The sequence below is a fragment of the Kitasatospora sp. NPDC056446 genome, assembly GCF_042796115.1.
Lineage (GTDB): Bacteria > Actinomycetota > Actinomycetes > Streptomycetales > Streptomycetaceae > Kitasatospora.
Genome location: NZ_JBHTRF010000033.1, coordinates 45,234 through 62,811, shown reverse-complemented (window position 1 = coordinate 62,811; position 17,578 = coordinate 45,234). Strand labels below are relative to the sequence as shown.

Sequence of the window (17,578 nt, the reverse complement as noted above, 5' to 3'; positions counted from 1 at the left end):
CGGCCGTCACTGGGGCGCATTTCCGCAGGTCAAAAATGGGTTGGCGCTTCCGGACGGGCCCGCTAGCGTTTGAGGCGTTCGGTTCGGGGGCCATGCAGGCCGCCCGAGGAGTAGAGAGCAGGAGGTGAACCCCGTGGTCGTTGTCGCCCCGATAGCTGCCCAGGGCAGCGCGCGCGTTCACCTCCTTTTCCCGGCCGCCGGCTGAGCCCTTCGCGCCAGCCGTAGCCCGCCGGGGTCATTCCTCCCGAAGGGCCATTGCGTTGTCCAACGCTGCCTCCGTTCCGTCGTTCTCCTCTTCTTCTCTCTCCGTCTCGTCCGTTCCCTCGTCCGCTCCTTTGGACGCTGCCGACGGCTCCGCGCCGGCCGGCTACGGCTGGACGCCCGAGCTCGCGGAGCTGTTCGCCCCGCTCGGCGAGGCCGGTCTGCTGCCGGCCCGGATCGTCCGGGTCGACCGCGGCCGGTGCGACGCCGTGATCGCCGACCCGGAGACGGGCGAGCCCCGCACCGTCCGGTTCGACACCCGGCCGGTCGGCGACGCCGACATGATCAACTGCCCGTGCACGGGCGACTGGGCGGCCGTGGACCTCCACGCCCAGCCGATGGCCGCTGTCGTCGCGCTGCTGCCGCGCTCCACCGCGATCATCCGCAAGGTGGCCGGCAAGCGCTCCGACGGCCAGGTGCTGGCCGCCAATGTCGACACCGTCCTGATCGCCTCCTCCCTCGCGACCGACCCGGACCTCGGGCGGATCGAGCGCTTCCTCGCCCTGGCCTGGGAGTCCGGCGCCGAACCGCTGGTCGTCCTCACCAAGGCCGACCTGGTCGACGACGCCGACTTCATCCGGGCCGACGTCGAAGCGGTCGCCCCGGGGGTCACGGTGCTCGTGGTGAGCGCCGAGACGGGTGACGGCATGGACGTGCTGCGCGCCTGCACCCCCGGCACCACCGCCGTGATCGGCCAGTCCGGTGTCGGCAAGTCCACGCTCACCAACGCGCTGGCCGGCATCGAGGTGATGACGGTCCAGGAGGCCCGCGAGGCCGACCAGAAGGGCCGGCACACCACGACCACCCGCGAGCTGATCCCGCTGCCCGGCGGGGGCGTGCTGATCGACACCCCCGGGCTGCGCGAGGTCGGCCTCTACGGTGGCGAGGGCGTGGACCTGGCCTTCGCCGACATAGCCGAGCTGGCCGAGGAGTGCCGCTTCCACGACTGCGGCCACCACACCGAGCCCGGCTGCGCGGTGCGGGCGGCGCTGGCCGACGGCACCCTGCCGCAGCGCCGGATGGACAGCTACCTCAAGCTCCAGCGCGAGAACGAGTGGATCGCCTCGCGCTCGGACGCCCGGGTGGCCAAGGCCCGGCTCCAGAAGTGGAAGGCGATCACCAAGTCGATGCGCACCGCGGGAGGTCCGGTGAAGCGCTGACCAGTGAGGTGCCGGCCGGTGAAGCGCCGGCCGGTGCTGGTGGGCCGGTCTCCGTCGGCCGGTCTCCGCTGGGCTCAGCGGAGGTCGGCCACCAGGCGGAAGCGCTGCAGGACCACCGGGGTGGCGTCGTCCACGGTGAAGGCCGGGTCATCGAGGGCGGCGAGCATCTCGGGGCTGCGCCAGAACCCCTCGTGCGTCGCACGCCAGGCGGCCACGCTCTCGTACCCCTCGCCCTCGTCCAGGGCGTGCCGGAGGTCGACGTCGGCGAGCGGGACCACCCGGACGTCCGTGGTCTCGATCACCGCGACCCGGCGGCCGTCCGAGTCGAGGACGGCGCCCCGGTTCCCGGGGCGCGGCAGCGGTTCGCCCTCGTGCTCGTAATCGGCGACCAGGCCGGTGGTGCTGGTCTTGGCGCCACTGAGGACGGCGGCGACCAGCTGGTCGCGCAGCGGGCCGGGGAACGCGAACTCCTCCGGGGGCAGGGCGGCGACGCGTGGGTCGTCCGGGCCTGCGTACGGGGGTTCGGACGGGTGCTCGATGGGCCGGTCGTCGCGCTGCTCGGCGGGCTGGTCGCTCATGCGGGCGAGCGTAGCCTCGGGCCGACCGGAGGGCCCGCGATTTTCGGGCCGGGCCGGGCCGGGATAGGGGGAGGGCGGGGGGAGGGCGGGGGAGGGGAAGCCCCCAACGGCAATGTCCGATTCCCGCCAGTCACCCCCCGCCCGATCCCGCAGACTGGACAACGTGATCGACGACGACATCCGGTACCGAGCCGTGGACAGCCGCGACGCCCGCTTCGACGGCGTCTTCTTCACGGCGGTCACCTCCACCGGCATCTACTGCCGACCGAGCTGCCCCGCCGTGACCCCCAAGCGCGTCAACTGCGTCTTCTACCCCAGCGCCGCGGCCGCCCAGGGCGCGGGCTTCCGCGCCTGCCGCCGCTGCCGCCCCGACTCCGTGCCGGGCTCCCCCGAGTGGAACCACCGCGCCGACCTGGTCGGCCGCGCGATGCGCCTGATCGGCGACGGCGTGGTGGACCGCGAGGGTGTCGCGGGCCTGGCCGGCCGCCTCGGCTACAGCTCCCGGCAGCTGCAGCGCCAGCTCACCGCCGAGCTCGGCGCCGGCCCGATCGCGCTCGCCCGCGCCCGTCGGGCCCAGACCGCCCGGCTCCTGCTCCAGACCACCGAGCTGTCCGTCACCGATGTCGCGTTCGCGGCCGGGTTCGCCTCGGTCCGCCAGTTCAACGACACGGTGCGCGAGGTGTACGACCGCACCCCCAGCGGCCTGCGCGCGGAGGTCGCCGCCGGCCGCCGCACCGCGACCCCGGCGGGCGGCCTCAGCCTGCGCCTCGCCTACCGCGGCGCGCTGGACAGCGACCACCTGATCGACTTCCTCGCCCTGCGCGCCGTCCCCGGTGTGGAGGAGGTCGTCCCCGGCAAGCCCCCCGGCGTCCGCACCTACCGGCGCACCCTGGCGCTCCCGTACGGCCACGGCATCGCCGAGGTCGACGGCCTGGCGCCGGGCGCGCCGCGCGACCGCGGCTGGCTGGACTGCCGCCTGCTGCTCGCCGACCTGCGCGACCTGCCGACCGCGGTCCAGCGCCTGCGCAACCTCTTCGACCTGGACGCCGACCCGCTCGCGGTCGACGAGCAGCTCGGCGCGGACCCGGTGCTCGGCCCGCTGGTCCGGGAGCGTCCCGGTCTGCGCTCGCCCGGCCACGTGGACCCGCACGAGCTCGCCGTCCGCGCCGTCCTCGGCCAGCAGATCAGCGTCGGCGCGGCCCGTACGCTGGCGGGGCGGCTCGCCGAGAAGTACGGCGCCGCGCTGCCCGAACCCAGTGGCGGCCTGCGGCTGCTCTTCCCGACCTCGGCGGCCCTGGCGGCAGCCGACCCGGAGGACTTCGCGATGCCCGCCGCCCGCCGCCGCGCGCTCACCGGGCTGTGCGCGGCCCTGGCCGAGGGTGTGGTCCGCCTCGACAGCGGGGTCGACCGGGAGGAGGCCGCGGCCGGGCTGCTGGCCCAGCCCGGCATCGGCCCCTGGACGGTCGGCTACCTGCGGATGCGGGCCCTGGGCGACCCCGATGTCTTCCTCCCGAGCGACGTGGGCGTCAAGCACGGCCTCGTCCGGCTCGGTGCCCCCGGCGACCCGAAGTCGGCCGCCCACGCGGCCGAGGCCTGGGCCCCGTGGCGCTCCTACGCGGTCCACCGGCTGTGGGCCGGCCCCGCGACGACCAGCAGTACCGGAACGGAGAACGTACGAGCATGAGCACCACCGTGTACACCACCATGGAGAGCCCCTTCGGCCGCCTGCTGCTGAGCGGCGTCCTGCCCGAGGGCGGCGGACCGGCCGCGCTGGCCACCGTCACGGCACCCGGCCAGAAGTACGCGCTGGCCGAGCCCGACGACGACTGGGTCCTCGACCCGGAGGCGCTCGCCGAACCGGTCGCCCAGCTGACCGCCTACTTCGCCGGTGAGCGCACCGGCTTCGACCTGCCGCTCGCGCCGGTGGGCACCGAGTTCCGCCGGGCGATCTGGGCCGCGCTGGACGAGATCCCGTACGGCAAGACCGTCACCTACGGCGAACTCGCCGAGCTGGCCGGGCAGGAGCCGCGGATGGTCCGGGCGGTCGGCGGCGCGGTCGGAGCCAACCCGCTGCTGATCGTGCGGCCCTGCCACCGGGTGCTCGGCGCCAACGGGTCGCTCACCGGCTTCGCGGCGGGCGTGGACCGAAAGCGGTGGCTGCTGGAGCTGGAGAGCGGCACCCTGTTCTGACCGTCGCCCCGGTCCGCGTGACCGTCGCCCCCGGTCCGCGGGCCGGGGGCGACGCGCGCTCGGGGCGCCTGGTCACTCCGAAGCGTGCAGGTCCACCCGCCAGTCGTGGCTGCGCATGAACCGTCCGGGCGGGAACTCGAACTCCGTCTCGCCGAGCAGGGTGAACCCGGCCTTCTCGCAGACCGCGTTGGAGGCGGGGTTGTCCACCGACGGGAAGGCGTGCAGGTACCGGTGGGCGGCCTCGCGGCGGGCGGCCGCGACCGCGGCGCGGGTGGCGGCGACGGCGATGCCCCGGCCCTGGAAGCCGGGCAGGACGTTCCACCCCATCTCGTGGACCGTCCCGCCCTGCCAGGTCCGGGTGCCGTAGCCGACCGTGCCGACCGGCTCGCCCTCGGGCAGCAGCACGATCCGGTACATGCAGCCGAGGCCGGACGGGACGAAGTCCAGGTAGCGGCCGTGCCGGACGAGCACCTGCTCCTCGGTCTCCGGTCCGCCGACGTGCTTCTTCATCTCCGGGGTGTTGACCCGGCGCAGCAGTGCGAGGTCGGCATCCGTCCAGGGTTCGATCCGTACCCGCGCCGAGCGGTCCGTCGGTGCCGCGGCGTCTGTCCGTGCTGTGGTCATGGCGGGGACGGTAGCGGTCGGCGGGCCCCGGTGACCAGCGGTTTCCGGGGCGGCGGGGCGGTAGGGCGGTAGGGAGGCAGGCAGGGGAGCCGGGAGCCGGTGGCCCCGGGCGGGTTCAGCCCTGGTCGGTGCCGGTTCCCGGCTGTGCGAGGGCGCGGGCGAGCTGCTCCAGCGCGGGCAGGGCGTGGACGACGGCCTCGCGGTCGGCGGGGTCGAGGGTGCGGAGCGCGCCGGCGATGCGGCGCTCGTGGGCGTGCTGCCAGTCGTCCAGCTGGCGCCGGCCGGCGGGGGTGAGGGCGATCCGGGCGGTGCGGCGGTCGCCAGGGTCGGCCTGGCGGTCCACGAAGCCGGCTTCGAGGAGCTTGCCGACCAGTCCGCTGACGGTGTTGGGGGCGAGCCGCTGCCGGGCGGCCAGTTCGCCGACCCGCAGGGGTGCGGCGGCGAGGGTCTGGAGGAGTTCGACCTGCGCCATCGGCAGGGACTCCCACGGGTAGTCGGTGCGGATGCTGCTGCGCAGGGCGCGGCGAAGCCGGGTGACGGTGTCGGTCAGCCGCCGTGCGTGCTCGACCGCCGGGTCCGGGCTTTCGGTGGCGGGGTCGGGAACGTGCGGTGACGACGGCATGGCGGACAGCGTATCGCCTGGTACGGGCCCTTCCGGGGGCGTGGTCCGCCCCTCGGACGGGGGGTGGGCGGACGGCGAGACGCTTCGTATCGTATGGCGATCTGCTCGTAGAAAGAACATGTCTGCATCCGATATATTCGTGACATGACCGCCACCGCCCTCGCCGCACGGCTGCTCACCGAGCGGCCCCGGCCGCGCGGCATCGCCGACTGGCGCCACGCCCACTGGCTGGCCGTCGGCACGGTCTGCCTCGGAGCCTTCCTCGGCCAACTCGACGCCAGCGTCATCGCCCTGGTCTTCCCCGCCATCGGCCGCCACTTCGACGCGGGCTTCGCCGCCGTCGAGTGGGTCGCCCTCGCCTACCTGCTCGTCCTGGTCGCCCTGCTGGCCCCGATCGGCCGGCTGTCCGACCTGGTCGGCCGCAAGACGATGTACATCGGCGGCTTCGCCGTCTTCGGCCTCTCCTCACTCGGCGCCGGATTCGCCGGCGGCCTCTGGATCCTGGTCGGCTGCCGCGCCCTCCAGGCCGTCGGCGCGGCGATGATGCAGGCCAACAGCGTGGCCCTGGTCGCGCGCGGCGTCCCCGGGCACGCGATGCGGCGCGCGCTCGGCATCCAGGCCGCCGCCCAGGGCCTCGGACTGGCGCTCGGGCCCAGCGTCGGCGGGCTGCTGGTCGAACACGCCTCGTGGCGCTGGGTGTTCTGGGTCAACGTGCCGATCGCCGTGCTCGGCATCCTGGCCGGCTGGTACCTGCTGCCCCGCACTCGGACGGACCGGCCGGGCGGCGCCGTCGTGCCCTGGCCGGCCGTCGTGCCCCGGCCCCGGACGGGCGGCGCGCCCCGGCCGCAGTCCCAGCCTCTGCCCCGACCCCGACCCCGACCCCGAGCCCGGTTCCGGTCCCGGCGGCCGGACGACGCCCGGTTCGACCTGCCCGGGATGCTGCTGCTCACCGGCGCGACCACGGCGCTGCTGCTCGCCCTGTCCGCCGCCTCCGGCCTGCCGCTGCCCGGCTGGGCCGTCGCCGCCCTGTTCCTCGCGGCCGCCGTGCTCACGGCGGCGCTGGTGCGCCAGGAGCGGCGGGCCGCCCGGCCGATCCTGGCACCCGGGCTGGTCAACACCCCGGGCGTGCGGTCCGGCCTGGCGGTGGCCCTGATCGGCTACCTGCTGCTGTTCTGCCCGCTGGTGCTGGGCCCCGTACTGCTCACCGGCGCGGGCGTCTCGACGGCCCGGGCGGGACTGCTGGTCACCCTGCTGCCGGCCGCGTTCGCGTTCGCCGCGACGGTCGGCGGCGGGCTGCTGCCCCGGGGCTGGTCGGACGTCACCAGGTGCCGCTTCGGCGCGGCCCTCGCGGCCTGCGGGCTGCTGCTGTTCGCGCTGCTGCCGCCCTCGGCCGCGTCGGCGGCCCCGCTGCTGGTCGCCGGGTACGGGCTGGGCCTGCTGCTGCCCGCCAACAACGCGCTGGTGATGCGGGCGATACCGGCGGAGTGCTCGGCGGTCGGCGGCGGCATGGTGAACATGGCGCGCAGCCTGGGTACGGCGCTCGGCATGGCGCTGTCCGTCCTCGGTGTCCACCTGGCGGGCGCTGCGTCCGGTGGGCGGACGGTGCTGCTGCTCCTCTCCGTGGTCGCGGCGGCGGCGGCGCTGCTCACCCGGCCACCCCGGAGCGCGGGTTCCTAGACCACGGGTTCCGGGGCCGATGGTTCCGGGGCCGGCGGTTCCTGAGCCGGCGGTTCCTGAGTCTGGGAGTCCCGGGTCGGCGGTTCCTGGGCGGCGGGGGCGTTCAGGGCGTCCTGGGCCCGGTTCAGGCCGAGCCGGACCAGGGTCTCCAGGGCGTTCGCGCAACGGTCCAACTCGCCCGGCATCGCGGCCAGTTCGTCGTCCGAGAACTTCTTCAGCACGAAGTCGCCGATGCTCTGCCCCTTCGGCGGCCGTCCGATGCCGAACCGCAGCCGGACGAAGTCGCGGGTGCCGAGCACCTCGCCCACCGAACGCACCCCGTTGTGGCCGCCGGGCCCGCCGCCGCGCTTGAGCTTGGCCGCACCGAAGGCGAGGTCCAGGTCGTCCTGCACCACCACCAACTGCTCGACCGGCACGCCGTAGCGGCGCAGCAGCCCGGCCACCGGGCGGCCGGACAGGTTGATGAACCACAGCGGCTTGGCCAGCAGTACCGTCCGGCCGTCCACCTCGGTCTCCGCGACCAGGGTGGCGAGGCCGCGCCGGCGGAAGCGGACGCCGTGCCGCTCGGCCAGCCGGTCGACGGCCAGGAAGCCCGCGTTGTGCCGGGTGAGCCGGAACCACGGGCCGGGGTTGCCCAGCCCGGCGATCAGCCAGGGGGCTTCGGAGGCCCGGGCGACGGAGGCGCGGGAGCCAGGGGCGCGGGAGCCGGAGGGGGCGGTGCGGGCACCGGGTGCGTCGGGGGTCATGCGAGGGTCTCCGCGGGACTGGAACGGCGGACGGCCGGGGCTCGGCGGGGACGGTACGGGACCGTCGGCCGAGCCCCGGCCGTCCGGGGAACGAGCGTTTCGGGCGGGGGCAAACCGGGGGGCAAGCCGGGGACGGGCTGGTCCGGGCGGTGGGTGCGCCCGGTCAGGAGGCGGGCACGCCGGGGGCGGCGCCGCGCTCCTGGAGCATGTCGGTCATCAGCTGGACCTCCGAGGTCTGGGCGATCACCATCGACTGCGCGAGCCGCTTCTCGGTGTCGTTCCTGGCCAGGTCCACGTAGCCCTGGGCCATCTCGACGCCGCCCTTGTGGTGCTCGATCATCAGCTGGAGGTAGAACACCTCGGCGTCCCGGCCGCTCAGCGAACGCAGCTTCGCGATCTGGGTATTGGTGGCCATCCCGGGCATCAGCGAACCGTCGTGCGCCTGGTAGTCGTGGCCCATCTTCATCCACGCCATCGGCTTGGCGCCCGAGTGCTGGGTGAGCCCCCACTGGTCCAGCCAGCCCATCATCATCCCGCGCTGGTTGGCCTGGGTGTTGATGATGTCGAAGGCGAGGGTGCGGGTCGGCTCGTCGCTGGTGCGGTCCCGGACCGCGAACGACAGGTCCACCGCCTGCTGGTGGTGGGTCGCCATGTCGCGGGCGAACCCGGCCTCCGGCGAGTCGTCCGCCGGGACGGACAGGGAGGTGCCGGAGGCGGAGGTCCCGCCGGCCACCAGGGCCGGCACCCCGAGCGCCAGCGCCACGGCGGCGGCCAGCGCGGCCGGCCACCACATGCGCCGACGGCGGGGGGCGGTCGTCGGACCGTCCTCGGCGGTGGCGGCCCCGGTGACGGCCTCCGCCGCCTTCCCGAGGGCGTCCTCGGCCGCGGCCCCCTCCGGGCAGCCCGCGCCGCCGGTCACATCTGCCCCATGGTGCAGGAGGCGCCGGGCTCCTGGGTCTGCTTGCCCTGGACGTACTTGGTGAAGAACTGGCCCACCCGGGGGTCACTGGCGCTGTCCACGATCAGCTGGGTGCTCCAGGCGTTCAGGGTGATGGTGCCCTGCTCGTCCGGGTACGGGCTCATCAGCGAGTACGGGGTGGTCTTGACCTTGTCCGACAGCGTCTTGATGTCGTCCGGCGTGGCCTTGCCGTTGTACGTCACCCAGACCGCGCCGTGCTCCAGCGAGTGGACGGCGCGCTCGTTCTCGACCGGCTGGTCGTAGACGTGGCCCATGCAGTCCAGCCAGATGGCGTTGTGGTCGCCGCCCACCGGCGGGGTCATCGGGTAGGTGACCTTGTCCTTGACGTGGTTGCGGGTCAGGTCGCCGAAGGTCTTCACGCCCGGGATGTCCGCGTTGGCGGCGGCTTCCTTGTCCTTCTTCTTCTGGTTCTGGTCCATGACGACCCAGGTGCCGGTGGCGATCGCGCCGACCACCAGTACGCCGGCCGCCACCGAGGCGATGATCTTGTTGCGGCGGTCGCGGCGCTGCTCGACGGCGCGCAGCTCGGCTATCCGGGCGCGGCGGTCGAGACCGACCTGCTTGCCGCCGGACTTGTTGGACTGCTTCGATGCGGAACCCATGGTGGTGTCCTTGTCCCCGCCGCGCACCGGTCGGTGGCAGCGGTCAGCTGGAGTGTGGGGCAGGGCGGATCCGCCGGCGGCAGGGCCGGCGGTGGGTTCCGCTCAGGACCGGTGGACCTGGAGCTCGTGCAGGTCGGGCACCGGGTGCGAACCGTCCAGCAGACCGGCGGGCGCCACCCGGGGCAGCGCCTCGGGCGCGGGCTGGGTCACCGGGGTCACGGCGGGCTGCGGGTGCGGCGGCGGATTCGGCAGCTGGGCGTCCTGCGGGCAGAACGGGTGGCTGGAGCAGCCGTTGTTGCGCGGGGGCTCGCCGTCGGCGGTGCAGAGGATCCAGTGACCCTGGTCCTCGGCGATCCGGTGGTGCTCGGAGGCCTTCGAAGGTTTCGTGGCCTGCGTGGCCTGCGTGGCCTTTGCAGCCTGTGCGGCTTTCGCGGCCTTGCCGGTTGCGGGCTCGGCCCCGGGCCGGGGCTCGGTCCGGGGCTCGGGCTCGGGTTCGGGCTCGGCGAGCTTCGCGGCCCTGGCGGGCCTGGTGGTCTGCGCGGCGTGGCCGGAGTGGGGCGCCTGTCCGGTCGCTACCTCGACGCTGATGACGGAGACGGCGCTGACCGGAGCCGGGGCCGGCACCGGATGGGCGGACCCGTCCAACGCCTTCGCCTGGCCCGCGCAGGGCAGCATCGTCAACAGGGCGACGATCAGCAGGACCAACAGCGCACCCACCGGGTGGCCCGCCGGTGCGGCCCTCCCCGGTCGGGGTGAGCTGGGGGCCGACGCGGTCATGCGCACATTTAATCAGCCGAACGAGTGAAGCGATGCCCCCCATCGGCCCTCATTTTCAGGGGCCGACGTGCCCGGATGACCAGGAAACACCCTGCTCCGGGCACATCCGGCAAGCACGGACGGAACGGAAACGAACCAGGCGGTGACGACCCCGCCCGCACCCACGCCGCGCGGCCGACGAACCGGCAGGTCGGCGCGGTGGCCGGGATGATCCGATGGGTGACCGGTTGTCGTCGAAACCCGGACAGGGTCGTTGCACGTGGAGAACAATGACGTCGAGCTCGGCCCGCCGGGGGCGGCGCGACCACTGACCCACCAGGAGCCGCCAGATGAGCGCACAGGGTGCACCCGCACAGCCCCACCGGCCCGACGACGGCTGGTGGGACACCGTCTACGACGGCCCGGCGGGCACCCTCCCGGACACCCCGGACGCGGACCCGGGGGACGGCAGCGTCGACGACTGGTTCGACACGGCGGCCGGGCTCATCGGACAGCAGCGGTCGGCGGAGCCGGAACCGGTGTCCGAGCCGGAACCAGTGTCGGAGCCGGTCTCGGAGCCGGTGTCGGAGCCGGAGTCGGCGTCCGAGCCGGAACCGGTGCAGGCGGTGGCGTCGGACAGCCGGGACATCCTGGACGACTGGTTCGACACCGCAGTCGGTGTGATCGGCGGGGCGGAGGGGATCGGGCGCCAGCGGACGCCCACGGAGACCCCCCGGTCCAAGGCGCCCTCGCCCGCCGACGACGCGCCGGCCCCGGTTCCCGTGACAGAGTCGGAGCCGGCGCCGGCGCTGGCGGCAGAGCCCGCTCCGGAGCCGGAGGCGGAGCCACTCTCGCTGGAGAAGCCCACCCCGCCGCCCGCTCCCGAGCCGGAGCCCGAGCCGGAACTCGCTCCCGAGCCGGAGCTGGAACTCTCTCCTGAGCCGGAGCCGGAACTCGCTCCCGAGCCCGAGCCCGCCGCCGAAACGCCCGTAGCGCCCGCAGCGCCTGTGGCAGCCGAAGAACCCGTCTCGGCCCCGGCCCCGGAACCCGAGCCCGACCATGCCCCGGCGCCCGAGCCCGCCCCGGAGCCGCTGCCTCCCACCGCCACCATCCCCGACCCCCGTCTGGCCGTCCGCGCGCCGCTCGCCGACGGCGGGGCCGCCGTCCCGCACGTCGGCGAGCGCCCCCCGACGTACGGGCCCGAGCCGACGTCCGTACCGGAGGCGGACCCGGGCGCGCTCCGCTCGCTCGTACCGGACACCGTGCTGGAGGGGGCGCAGTACGGGCCGTCCGTGCTGCGGGCCGTCTCCGTCCGGGGCGACTCCGCGCGCTACCGGGGCGAGCCGCGCCGGGACTCCCTGCTGGTCACCCGGTTCGGCGACGGGCCCGACGGACTGCTGCTCGCCGTCCTCGGCGGCTTCGAACGGACCGGCGGGGCCGAGGACGACGCGGTCACCCCGGAGGCCGTCGCCACCGCCGCCGGTGAGGCGTGCCGCCAACTCGCCGCCGCGATCGGACGCAGCCGGACCGGACTGGCCGCCGACCTGCGCGACGGCGCCCGGGACCGGCTCCGCTACGGCCTCCAGCGGCTGGCCACCGGTGCCGCCGCCCCGCTGCGCGCGCTGGCGCCCCGGGGGGAGGGGGACGACACCCCGTCACCGGCGTCGCTGCACTGCCTGATGGTGTCGCTGGACCCGGAGGCCGGCTACCGGGCCGCATTCGGCGTCGGCCCGGGCGGCCTCTACCTGCTGCGCTCCGGCCACTGGATCGACGCGTACGCGGCCCGGCTGCTGCACCACCCGGACGGTCAGCCGCCGGTGGCCGAGGCCCCGGTCCCGGACCCGCGGCCGTTCCGCTTCCGGCTCGTCCCGGCGACCCTGGGGGACATCCTGCTCCTCTGCACCCCCGGCCTGGCCCGCCCGATCGCCGACGAACCGGCCGTCGCCCACTTCCTCTCCACCCACTGGGCCCACCCGCACCCCCCGGGCACCGTCGACTTCCTGCGCCAGGTCCAGGTACGCGCCAAGGGCTACGCCGACGACCGCACCGCCGCCGCCATCTGGACCGAGTGACCGCAGACCGCTCCCCACGCCTCACGCCTCACGTCCCGCCCGGCCCCGCCCGGCGAGCGGACCTGTGCGCAGGAAGTCGACCAGGCCGACTTTCTGCGCCGGGGCTCCAGCAGCGGCCCGGGAAAAAATCTCTGGACCGGTCTACATATTTCCTGGACCCCTCCCACGGCACCGGCTGCGCGAGAAGTCGGACGGGCCGACTTCTCGCGCGAGCAGGGCGTCACGTACGGAGCGGCCGCGCCTGCGAGAGGGAAAAATTAGTAGACCAGTCTACCTATTTTGCTGGAGCGGATGACGGTCGCTGCGCAGGAAGTCGGGCAGGTCGACTTCCTGTGCACGTGGCCATTCGGCTACCCGGCAATCTGTGGCTCACAGCTAAATCAGTAGACCGGTCTGCATATTTTTCCTCCCGCCGCACCGCACGGAGAAGCGCGGCAGCGGGCTGCGCGAGAAGTCGGACTGGCCGACTTCTCGCGCGCGTGTGGCCGCGGGTGCGGGTGCGGGTGCGGCGTCGGGGTGCAGGTGCGGGGTGGCTGGGCCCGGTGGAGGGGCGAATCAGTAGACCGGTCTACATATTTCCCCCGCCCCCGCCCCCGAGCCGCGCTCAGGTGCGGAGGAGGATGCCGGCCACGGTGGTGGCCTGGGTGAGGGCGGTCGGGGGGTGGGTGTCGGGGAGGCCGATGGCGATGGGGACGGCGAGGCCGTCGAGGAGGGCGCGGATCTGGGTGGCGCGGTCGGCGGCGGGGCCCGGGGTGAAGTGCCCGGTGGCGGTGCCGTCCTCGATCAGGGCGACCAGGTCGGCCTGCCAGGGCGCCTCGATCTCCTGCTGCCCCTGCCGGATCTCGGCGCTGGCGGGGGAGCGTCCCCACACCTCGACCCAGAGGATCCAGCGCGGGTCCCCGGCCCCTTCGGGCAGGTAGAGGCGCAGGTACGCGTCGAGGCGCTGCCAGGGGTCGAGGGTGCGGTCGGCGAGGGTGTCGCGGCGGCGGGCGCCGAGCTGGTCCTCGCTCCAGCGGAGGGTCTCCAGCAGCAGTTGGTCCTTGCTGCCGAAGTAGTAGAGCAGGTGTCCGGCGCTCATCTGGAGCTGTTTGCCGAGCCCGGCCATGGTGAGTCGGGCGAGCCCGTGTTCGGCGATCGCGGCCCGGGCGGTGGCGAAGACCTCCTCGCGCGGGCGTGCCGGGCGGCGCGGGCGGGGGTCCGCCATGTGTGGTGCTCCCTCGGTGGGACGGAGGTTCGGAGGTTACCGGAGCGGGGGCGGCGGCTCCCGCTCCGGCCACCCCGGGGTCACGCCTGGGGCTGCTGCTGGGTGATGCAGTGGATGCCGCCGCCGTTGGCGAAGATCTCGCGGGCGTCGACGAGTTCGACGGTGCGGCCCGGGTAGGCGCGGCCGAGGATGGCGGCGGCTTCCTGGTCGCGGGGGTCGGCGAAGGCGCAGAGGATCACGGCGCCGTTGGCCACGTAGTGGTTGATGTAGGAGTAGTCGACCGGTTCGCCGTCCTCGTCCAGCAGGACGGTGGGGGCGGGCAGTTCGATGACCTCCAGCTGCCGGCCCCGCGCGTCGGTGGAGGCGCGCAGGACGGCGACGAGTTCCCGGCAGACCTCGTGGTCCGGGTGGGAGGGGTCGGGCTGGACGTGGGCGACCACGACGCCCGGGCGCACGAAGGAGGCGACGATGTCGATGTGCCCGCGGGTGCCGAACTCGTCGTAGTCGCGGGTGAGTCCGCGCGGCAGCCAGATCGCCTTGGTGGTGCCGAGGAAGGCGTGCAGCTCGGCCTCGACCTCCTCCTTGGTCCAGTCGGCGTTGCGGCCCTCGCCGAGTTGGACGGTCTCGGTGACCAGTACGGTGCCCTCGCCGTCGACGTGGATGCCGCCGCCCTCGTTGATCAGCCGGGAGGCGAAGCGCCGGACCCCGGTCAGTTCGCCGATGTGCTCGGCGATCTGCTCGTCCTTGTCCCAGCGGGCCCAGGACTGCGCGCCCCAGCCGTTGAAGATCCAGTCGGCGGCGGCGACCGAGCCCTTGCCGTCGATCAGGAAGGACGGGCCGATGTCGCGCATCCACGCGTCGTTCAGCGGGCGCTCGACGATCTCGACCCGCTCGGAGACGTACTTGCGGGCCTCGTCCGTCTCACCGGTGTTGACGATCAGCGTCACGGGCTCGTAGCCGACGATGGTGTCGGCGACGGCGGCCCAGGCCTGGCGGGCGGCGTGCAGGGCCTCCGGGCTGTCGAAGGTGGGGTTGGTGGTGGGGAAGGCCATCCAGGTGCGGTCGTGCGGGTGCCATTCGGCGGGCATCCGGTAGCCGAGCGAGGCGGGCGTGGGGGTGGTCATCGTGAAGTCCTATACGGGTCAGAGGAGTTCGGAGGATTACGAAGGAGTACGAAGGAGGTCCGGCAGAGGTCCGGCGGCAGGCCGGCGGTGGGTCAGAGGAAGTAGAGGCGGCTGAGCGGGACGCTGTCGGCCGGTTCGGAGCGCAGTGGCGAGCCGTCCAGGGAGACCAGTCCGGTCTCGGTGACGTCGACGCGGCCGAGGCGGGCGTTGCGGACCATGTCGCGGGGGCCGATGCCGCGGGTGCCCCGGACGCCGACGCGGCGGCGGCGGGTGGGCAGTCCGTCGGCGGGGCAGTCGAGGTAGGCGCCGTCGGCGGCGGCCTGGGCGACGAAGGCGACCGAGATGTCGGCGGCGGTCGCGCCGTGGGCGCCGAACTGGGGCCCCAGGACCAGTGGTTCGCAGCGGTCGGTGGAGGCGTTGGGGTCGCCGGTCACGCCGTACGCGGGGAAGCCCGACTTGAGGACGAGTTGCGGTTTGGCGCCGAAGTGGTCCGGCCGCCACAGCACGATGTCGGCGAGCTTGCCGATCTCGATCGAGCCGACCTCGTGCGAGAGCCCGTGGGCGATGGCCGGGTTGATGGTCAGCTTGGCGATGTAGCGCAGCACCCGTTCGTTGTCGTCGCCGCCCTCCGTCGTGCCGTACGAGCCGGTGCCGTCGAGCGGGCCGAGTTCGGCCTTCATCTTCCCGGCCATGGCGAAGGTGCGGCGGACGGTCTCGCCGGCCCGGCCCATGCCCTGGGCGTCGGAGGAGGTGATCCCGATGACCCCGAGGTCGTGCAGCACGTCCTCGGCGCCCATGGTGCCGGCCCGGATCCGGTCGCGGGCCATGGCGGCGTCGCCGGGCAGGTCGACCTTGAGGTCGTGCGCGGAGACGATCATGCCGAAGTGCTCGCCGAGCGCGTCCCGGCCGAACGGGAGGGTGGGGTTGGTGGAGGAGCCGATGACGTTCGGCACGCCCGCCATCTTCAGCACGTTGGGGACGTGTCCGCCGCCGCAGCCCTCGATGTGGAAGGCGTGGACGGTCCGGCCCTCCAGCGCCGCGAGGGTGTCCTCGACGGACAGGCACTCGTTCAACCCGTCGGTGTGCAGGGCGACTTGGACGTCGTACTCCTCGGCGACCCGTAGCGCGGTGTCCAGTGCGCGGGTGTGCGCCCCCATGTCCTCGTGCACCTTGAAGCCGGAGGCGCCGCCCTCGGCCAGCGCCTCCACGAGCGGCGCCGGGTCGGAGGACGAACCGCGGCCGAGGAAGCCGATGTTGACCGGCCAGGCGTCGAAGGCGTTGAACGCGTGGCGCAGCGCCCAGGGCGAGTTGACGCCGACGCCCCAGACCGGGCCGAACTCCTGGCCGATGATCGTGGTGACGCCGGAGGCCAGCGAGGCCTCCATGATCCGCGGCGAGAGCAGGTGGACGTGGGTGTCGACGGCGCCGGCGGTGGCGATCATGCCCTCGCCGGAGACGATCGTCGTCCCGGTGCCGACGACCACGTCCACCCCGTCGAGGGTGTCGGGGTTGCCCGCCCGGCCGATCGAGGCGATCCGGCCGCCGATCAGGCCGATCGAGGTCTTGCGGATGCCCTGGACCGCGTCGATCACCAGCACGTTGCTGATCACGACGTCGCAGGTGTCGCGGACGGCGGCGGGCTTGAGGTGCAGGCCGTCGCGGGCGGTCTTGCCGAAGCCGGCCAGGAACTCGTCGCCGGGCGCCTGGGAGTCGGACTCGACGCGGACGATCAGGCCGCTGTCGCCGAGCCGGATCCGGTCGCCGGCGCGCGGGCCGTGGACGGAGATGTAGTCGTGGGGGGTGATGGCCGTCACGACGGCACCTCCGAGTCGTCGAAGCCGGTCAGGTAGCCGGTCGCGCGCGCCTTGGCCAGCGCTGCCTCCTTCGCGCCGGGCGCGTCCAGGGGGCCGTCCACGAGCCCGGCGAAGCCGATCGCGACCCGTTCGCCGCCGATCGGGACCAGGCCGACCTCGACGGTGGCGCCCGGGTCGAAGCGCACCGAGGAGCCGGCCGGGACGGCCAGGTGAGTGCCGTACGCGGCGGCGCGGTCGAAGGCGAGCCGCGGGTTGGCCTCGAAGAAGTGGAAGTGCGAGGTGACGGAGATCGGCACCCCGGAGGTGTTGTGGACGGGGAGCAGCAGTGTCTCCTCGACCGGGTCGTAGCCGGCGCCGTCGCCGGGCAGCGCGCCGCCGGGGGCCTCGTCGCCGAGCGAGCCGGCGCCCCGGAACGGGTCGTTGACGACGGCGAGGCGGGTGCCGTCGTCGAAGACGGCCTCGACCTGGACGACGGTGACCACGTCGGGCACGCCGGGCAGCACGTCGTCGGCGGTCAGGACGGAGCGGCCGGCCTCGACGGCCTCGGCCAGGCGCCGGCCGTCGCGGGCGGCCTCGCAGACGGTGTCCGCGATCAGGGCGGTGGCCTCGGGGATGTTGAGGCGTACGCCCCGGGCGCGGCGGGTGCGGGCCAGCTCGGCCGCCGTGAAGATCAGCAGCCGGTCCCGCTCGGTGGGGGTCAGTCGCACGGTTCCTCGCTCACGGTCGCCGGGGAGGGGGCTCGGGGGCTCGGGGGCTCGGGGGTGGGGGGATTCGGGTGAGGCCTGGGTGGGGCCCGGGTGGGGGCCCGGGCTTCCTGGGAGTGATGTTAGAACGCCGTTCAAACATCTCGGGCCATTGAACCCGGACCGGGCCGCCCTGTCCAGCGTTGCCGCTCCGCGCGGGTTCGGCCCCCTGGGCGGGGGATGGGGGTGAGCGGGCCCTGGGCGGACGAGCGGCGGACGGACGGCGAGCGGGAGGCGGCCGGGGAGCGGGGCAGGGGGCGCGCAGGCGGGCGCACGGTCCGTACGGGCGCCGGGTGTGCGCGGGATCGGGCAGCGGCGGGTTCGAAAAGTGCCTCTGCGCTCAGCAAACCTGTCCGGCGCGAGCAGTTGGATCACGTGAACCTTCCCGTGCCCCTTTCACCCCACGTGATCGGACGCACACTGTTG

The 17,578-nt window shown here is 74.2% G+C and carries 16 protein-coding genes; 5 read left to right on the top strand and 11 right to left on the bottom strand.

The annotated features are described in order from the left end of the window. Window positions 1–335 precede the first annotated feature (335 nt). Window positions 336–1,421 carry a ribosome small subunit-dependent GTPase A gene (rsgA, locus tag ACFQ6N_RS21585; RefSeq protein ID WP_380651223.1) on the top strand — a complete coding sequence of 362 codons (1,086 nt, stop codon included), beginning with the start codon at window positions 336–338 and terminating at the stop codon, window positions 1,419–1,421. A gap of 74 nt (window positions 1,422–1,495) precedes the next feature. Here rsgA and ACFQ6N_RS21580 read toward each other — a convergent pair whose 3' ends face one another. Further along, window positions 1,496–1,999 carry an ASCH domain-containing protein gene (locus tag ACFQ6N_RS21580; protein ID WP_380651221.1) on the bottom strand — a complete coding sequence of 168 codons (504 nt, stop codon included), beginning with the start codon at window positions 1,997–1,999 and terminating at the stop codon, window positions 1,496–1,498. Between the two features lie 112 nt (window positions 2,000–2,111). On the opposite strand from ACFQ6N_RS21580, the gene ACFQ6N_RS21575 reads away from it, so the two are divergent. Next, a complete protein-coding gene (locus ACFQ6N_RS21575) occupies window positions 2,112–3,683 on the top strand; it encodes a DNA-3-methyladenine glycosylase 2 family protein (protein ID WP_380651219.1) in 1,572 nt (523 codons plus the stop codon). Further along, complete coding sequence (locus ACFQ6N_RS21570) at window positions 3,680–4,189, top strand: methylated-DNA--[protein]-cysteine S-methyltransferase (RefSeq protein WP_380651216.1); 510 nt, start codon at window positions 3,680–3,682, stop codon at window positions 4,187–4,189. Before ACFQ6N_RS21575 ends, ACFQ6N_RS21570 begins: the two co-directional genes overlap by 4 nt. A gap of 72 nt (window positions 4,190–4,261) precedes the next feature. On the opposite strand, the gene ACFQ6N_RS21565 is transcribed toward ACFQ6N_RS21570, so the two are convergent. After that, on the bottom strand, window positions 4,262–4,813 hold the full coding sequence (locus tag ACFQ6N_RS21565) for a GNAT family N-acetyltransferase (protein ID WP_380651213.1): 552 nt from the start codon (window positions 4,811–4,813) through the stop codon (window positions 4,262–4,264). Between the two features lie 115 nt (window positions 4,814–4,928). Continuing rightward, window positions 4,929–5,435, bottom strand: a complete 507-nt coding sequence (locus ACFQ6N_RS21560; protein WP_380651210.1) for a MarR family winged helix-turn-helix transcriptional regulator — start codon at window positions 5,433–5,435, stop codon at window positions 4,929–4,931. A gap of 144 nt (window positions 5,436–5,579) precedes the next feature. On the opposite strand from ACFQ6N_RS21560, the gene ACFQ6N_RS21555 reads away from it, so the two are divergent. After that, complete coding sequence (locus tag ACFQ6N_RS21555) at window positions 5,580–7,112, top strand: MFS transporter (RefSeq protein WP_380651207.1); 1,533 nt, start codon at window positions 5,580–5,582, stop codon at window positions 7,110–7,112. On the opposite strand, the gene pth is transcribed toward ACFQ6N_RS21555, so the two are convergent. The 4 genes from pth to ACFQ6N_RS21535 form a co-directional block, all read right to left on the bottom strand. Next, window positions 7,109–7,858, bottom strand: a complete 750-nt coding sequence (gene pth / locus ACFQ6N_RS21550; RefSeq protein ID WP_380651204.1) for an aminoacyl-tRNA hydrolase — start codon at window positions 7,856–7,858, stop codon at window positions 7,109–7,111. The genes ACFQ6N_RS21555 and pth overlap by 4 nt on opposite strands. A gap of 163 nt (window positions 7,859–8,021) precedes the next feature. Continuing rightward, window positions 8,022–8,651, bottom strand: a complete 630-nt coding sequence (locus ACFQ6N_RS21545) for a DUF305 domain-containing protein (RefSeq protein ID WP_380651282.1) — start codon at window positions 8,649–8,651, stop codon at window positions 8,022–8,024. Window positions 8,652–8,773: 122 nt separating this feature from the next. After that, window positions 8,774–9,439 carry a DUF3105 domain-containing protein gene (locus ACFQ6N_RS21540; protein ID WP_380651202.1) on the bottom strand — a complete coding sequence of 222 codons (666 nt, stop codon included), beginning with the start codon at window positions 9,437–9,439 and terminating at the stop codon, window positions 8,774–8,776. Between the two features lie 102 nt (window positions 9,440–9,541). Then, entirely contained in the window at window positions 9,542–10,216 is a 675-nt protein-coding gene (locus ACFQ6N_RS21535; RefSeq protein WP_380651199.1) for a hypothetical protein, read from the bottom strand. Between the two features lie 329 nt (window positions 10,217–10,545). On the opposite strand from ACFQ6N_RS21535, the gene ACFQ6N_RS21530 reads away from it, so the two are divergent. Beyond that, a complete protein-coding gene (locus ACFQ6N_RS21530) occupies window positions 10,546–12,267 on the top strand; it encodes a hypothetical protein (protein ID WP_380651196.1) in 1,722 nt (573 codons plus the stop codon). A gap of 604 nt (window positions 12,268–12,871) precedes the next feature. Here ACFQ6N_RS21530 and ACFQ6N_RS21525 read toward each other — a convergent pair. The 4 genes from ACFQ6N_RS21525 to ACFQ6N_RS21510 form a co-directional block, all read right to left on the bottom strand. Next, window positions 12,872–13,471 (bottom strand): TetR/AcrR family transcriptional regulator, encoded by a 600-nt coding sequence (locus ACFQ6N_RS21525; RefSeq protein ID WP_380651193.1) that lies wholly within the window; start codon window positions 13,469–13,471, stop codon window positions 12,872–12,874. 80 nt (window positions 13,472–13,551) lie between these two features. Continuing rightward, a complete protein-coding gene (locus tag ACFQ6N_RS21520; protein ID WP_380651190.1) occupies window positions 13,552–14,595 on the bottom strand; it encodes an agmatine/peptidylarginine deiminase in 1,044 nt (347 codons plus the stop codon). A 92-nt stretch (window positions 14,596–14,687) separates the two neighbouring features. Beyond that, a complete protein-coding gene (locus ACFQ6N_RS21515; protein ID WP_380651187.1) occupies window positions 14,688–16,409 on the bottom strand; it encodes an urease subunit alpha in 1,722 nt (573 codons plus the stop codon). Then, window positions 16,406–17,116 (bottom strand): urease subunit gamma, encoded by a 711-nt coding sequence (locus tag ACFQ6N_RS21510; RefSeq protein WP_380651184.1) that lies wholly within the window; start codon window positions 17,114–17,116, stop codon window positions 16,406–16,408. The genes ACFQ6N_RS21515 and ACFQ6N_RS21510 overlap by 4 nt, the downstream gene beginning before the upstream one ends. Window positions 17,117–17,578 lie beyond the last annotated feature (462 nt).

What these genes read in the sequence shown, in the direction of transcription:
- ACFQ6N_RS21565 (WP_380651213.1), bottom strand. Translation starts at nt 4,813, where the DNA reads ATGACCACAGCACGGACAGACGCCGCGGCACCGACGGACCGCTCGGCG.
- ACFQ6N_RS21560 (WP_380651210.1), bottom strand. Translation starts at nt 5,435, where the DNA reads ATGCCGTCGTCACCGCACGTTCCCGACCCCGCCACCGAAAGCCCGGAC.
- ACFQ6N_RS21540 (WP_380651202.1), bottom strand. Translation starts at nt 9,439, where the DNA reads ATGGGTTCCGCATCGAAGCAGTCCAACAAGTCCGGCGGCAAGCAGGTC.
- ACFQ6N_RS21545 (WP_380651282.1), bottom strand. Translation starts at nt 8,651, where the DNA reads ATGTGGTGGCCGGCCGCGCTGGCCGCCGCCGTGGCGCTGGCGCTCGGG.
- ACFQ6N_RS21525 (WP_380651193.1), bottom strand. Translation starts at nt 13,471, where the DNA reads ATGGCGGACCCCCGCCCGCGCCGCCCGGCACGCCCGCGCGAGGAGGTC.
- ACFQ6N_RS21520 (WP_380651190.1), bottom strand. Translation starts at nt 14,595, where the DNA reads ATGACCACCCCCACGCCCGCCTCGCTCGGCTACCGGATGCCCGCCGAA.
- ACFQ6N_RS21570 (WP_380651216.1), top strand. Translation starts at nt 3,680, where the DNA reads ATGAGCACCACCGTGTACACCACCATGGAGAGCCCCTTCGGCCGCCTG.
- ACFQ6N_RS21535 (WP_380651199.1), bottom strand. Translation starts at nt 10,216, where the DNA reads ATGACCGCGTCGGCCCCCAGCTCACCCCGACCGGGGAGGGCCGCACCG.
- ACFQ6N_RS21555 (WP_380651207.1), top strand. Translation starts at nt 5,580, where the DNA reads ATGACCGCCACCGCCCTCGCCGCACGGCTGCTCACCGAGCGGCCCCGG.
- ACFQ6N_RS21580 (WP_380651221.1), bottom strand. Translation starts at nt 1,999, where the DNA reads ATGAGCGACCAGCCCGCCGAGCAGCGCGACGACCGGCCCATCGAGCAC.
- ACFQ6N_RS21575 (WP_380651219.1), top strand. Translation starts at nt 2,112, where the DNA reads ATGTCCGATTCCCGCCAGTCACCCCCCGCCCGATCCCGCAGACTGGAC.
- pth (WP_380651204.1), bottom strand. Translation starts at nt 7,858, where the DNA reads ATGACCCCCGACGCACCCGGTGCCCGCACCGCCCCCTCCGGCTCCCGC.
- ACFQ6N_RS21530 (WP_380651196.1), top strand. Translation starts at nt 10,546, where the DNA reads ATGAGCGCACAGGGTGCACCCGCACAGCCCCACCGGCCCGACGACGGC.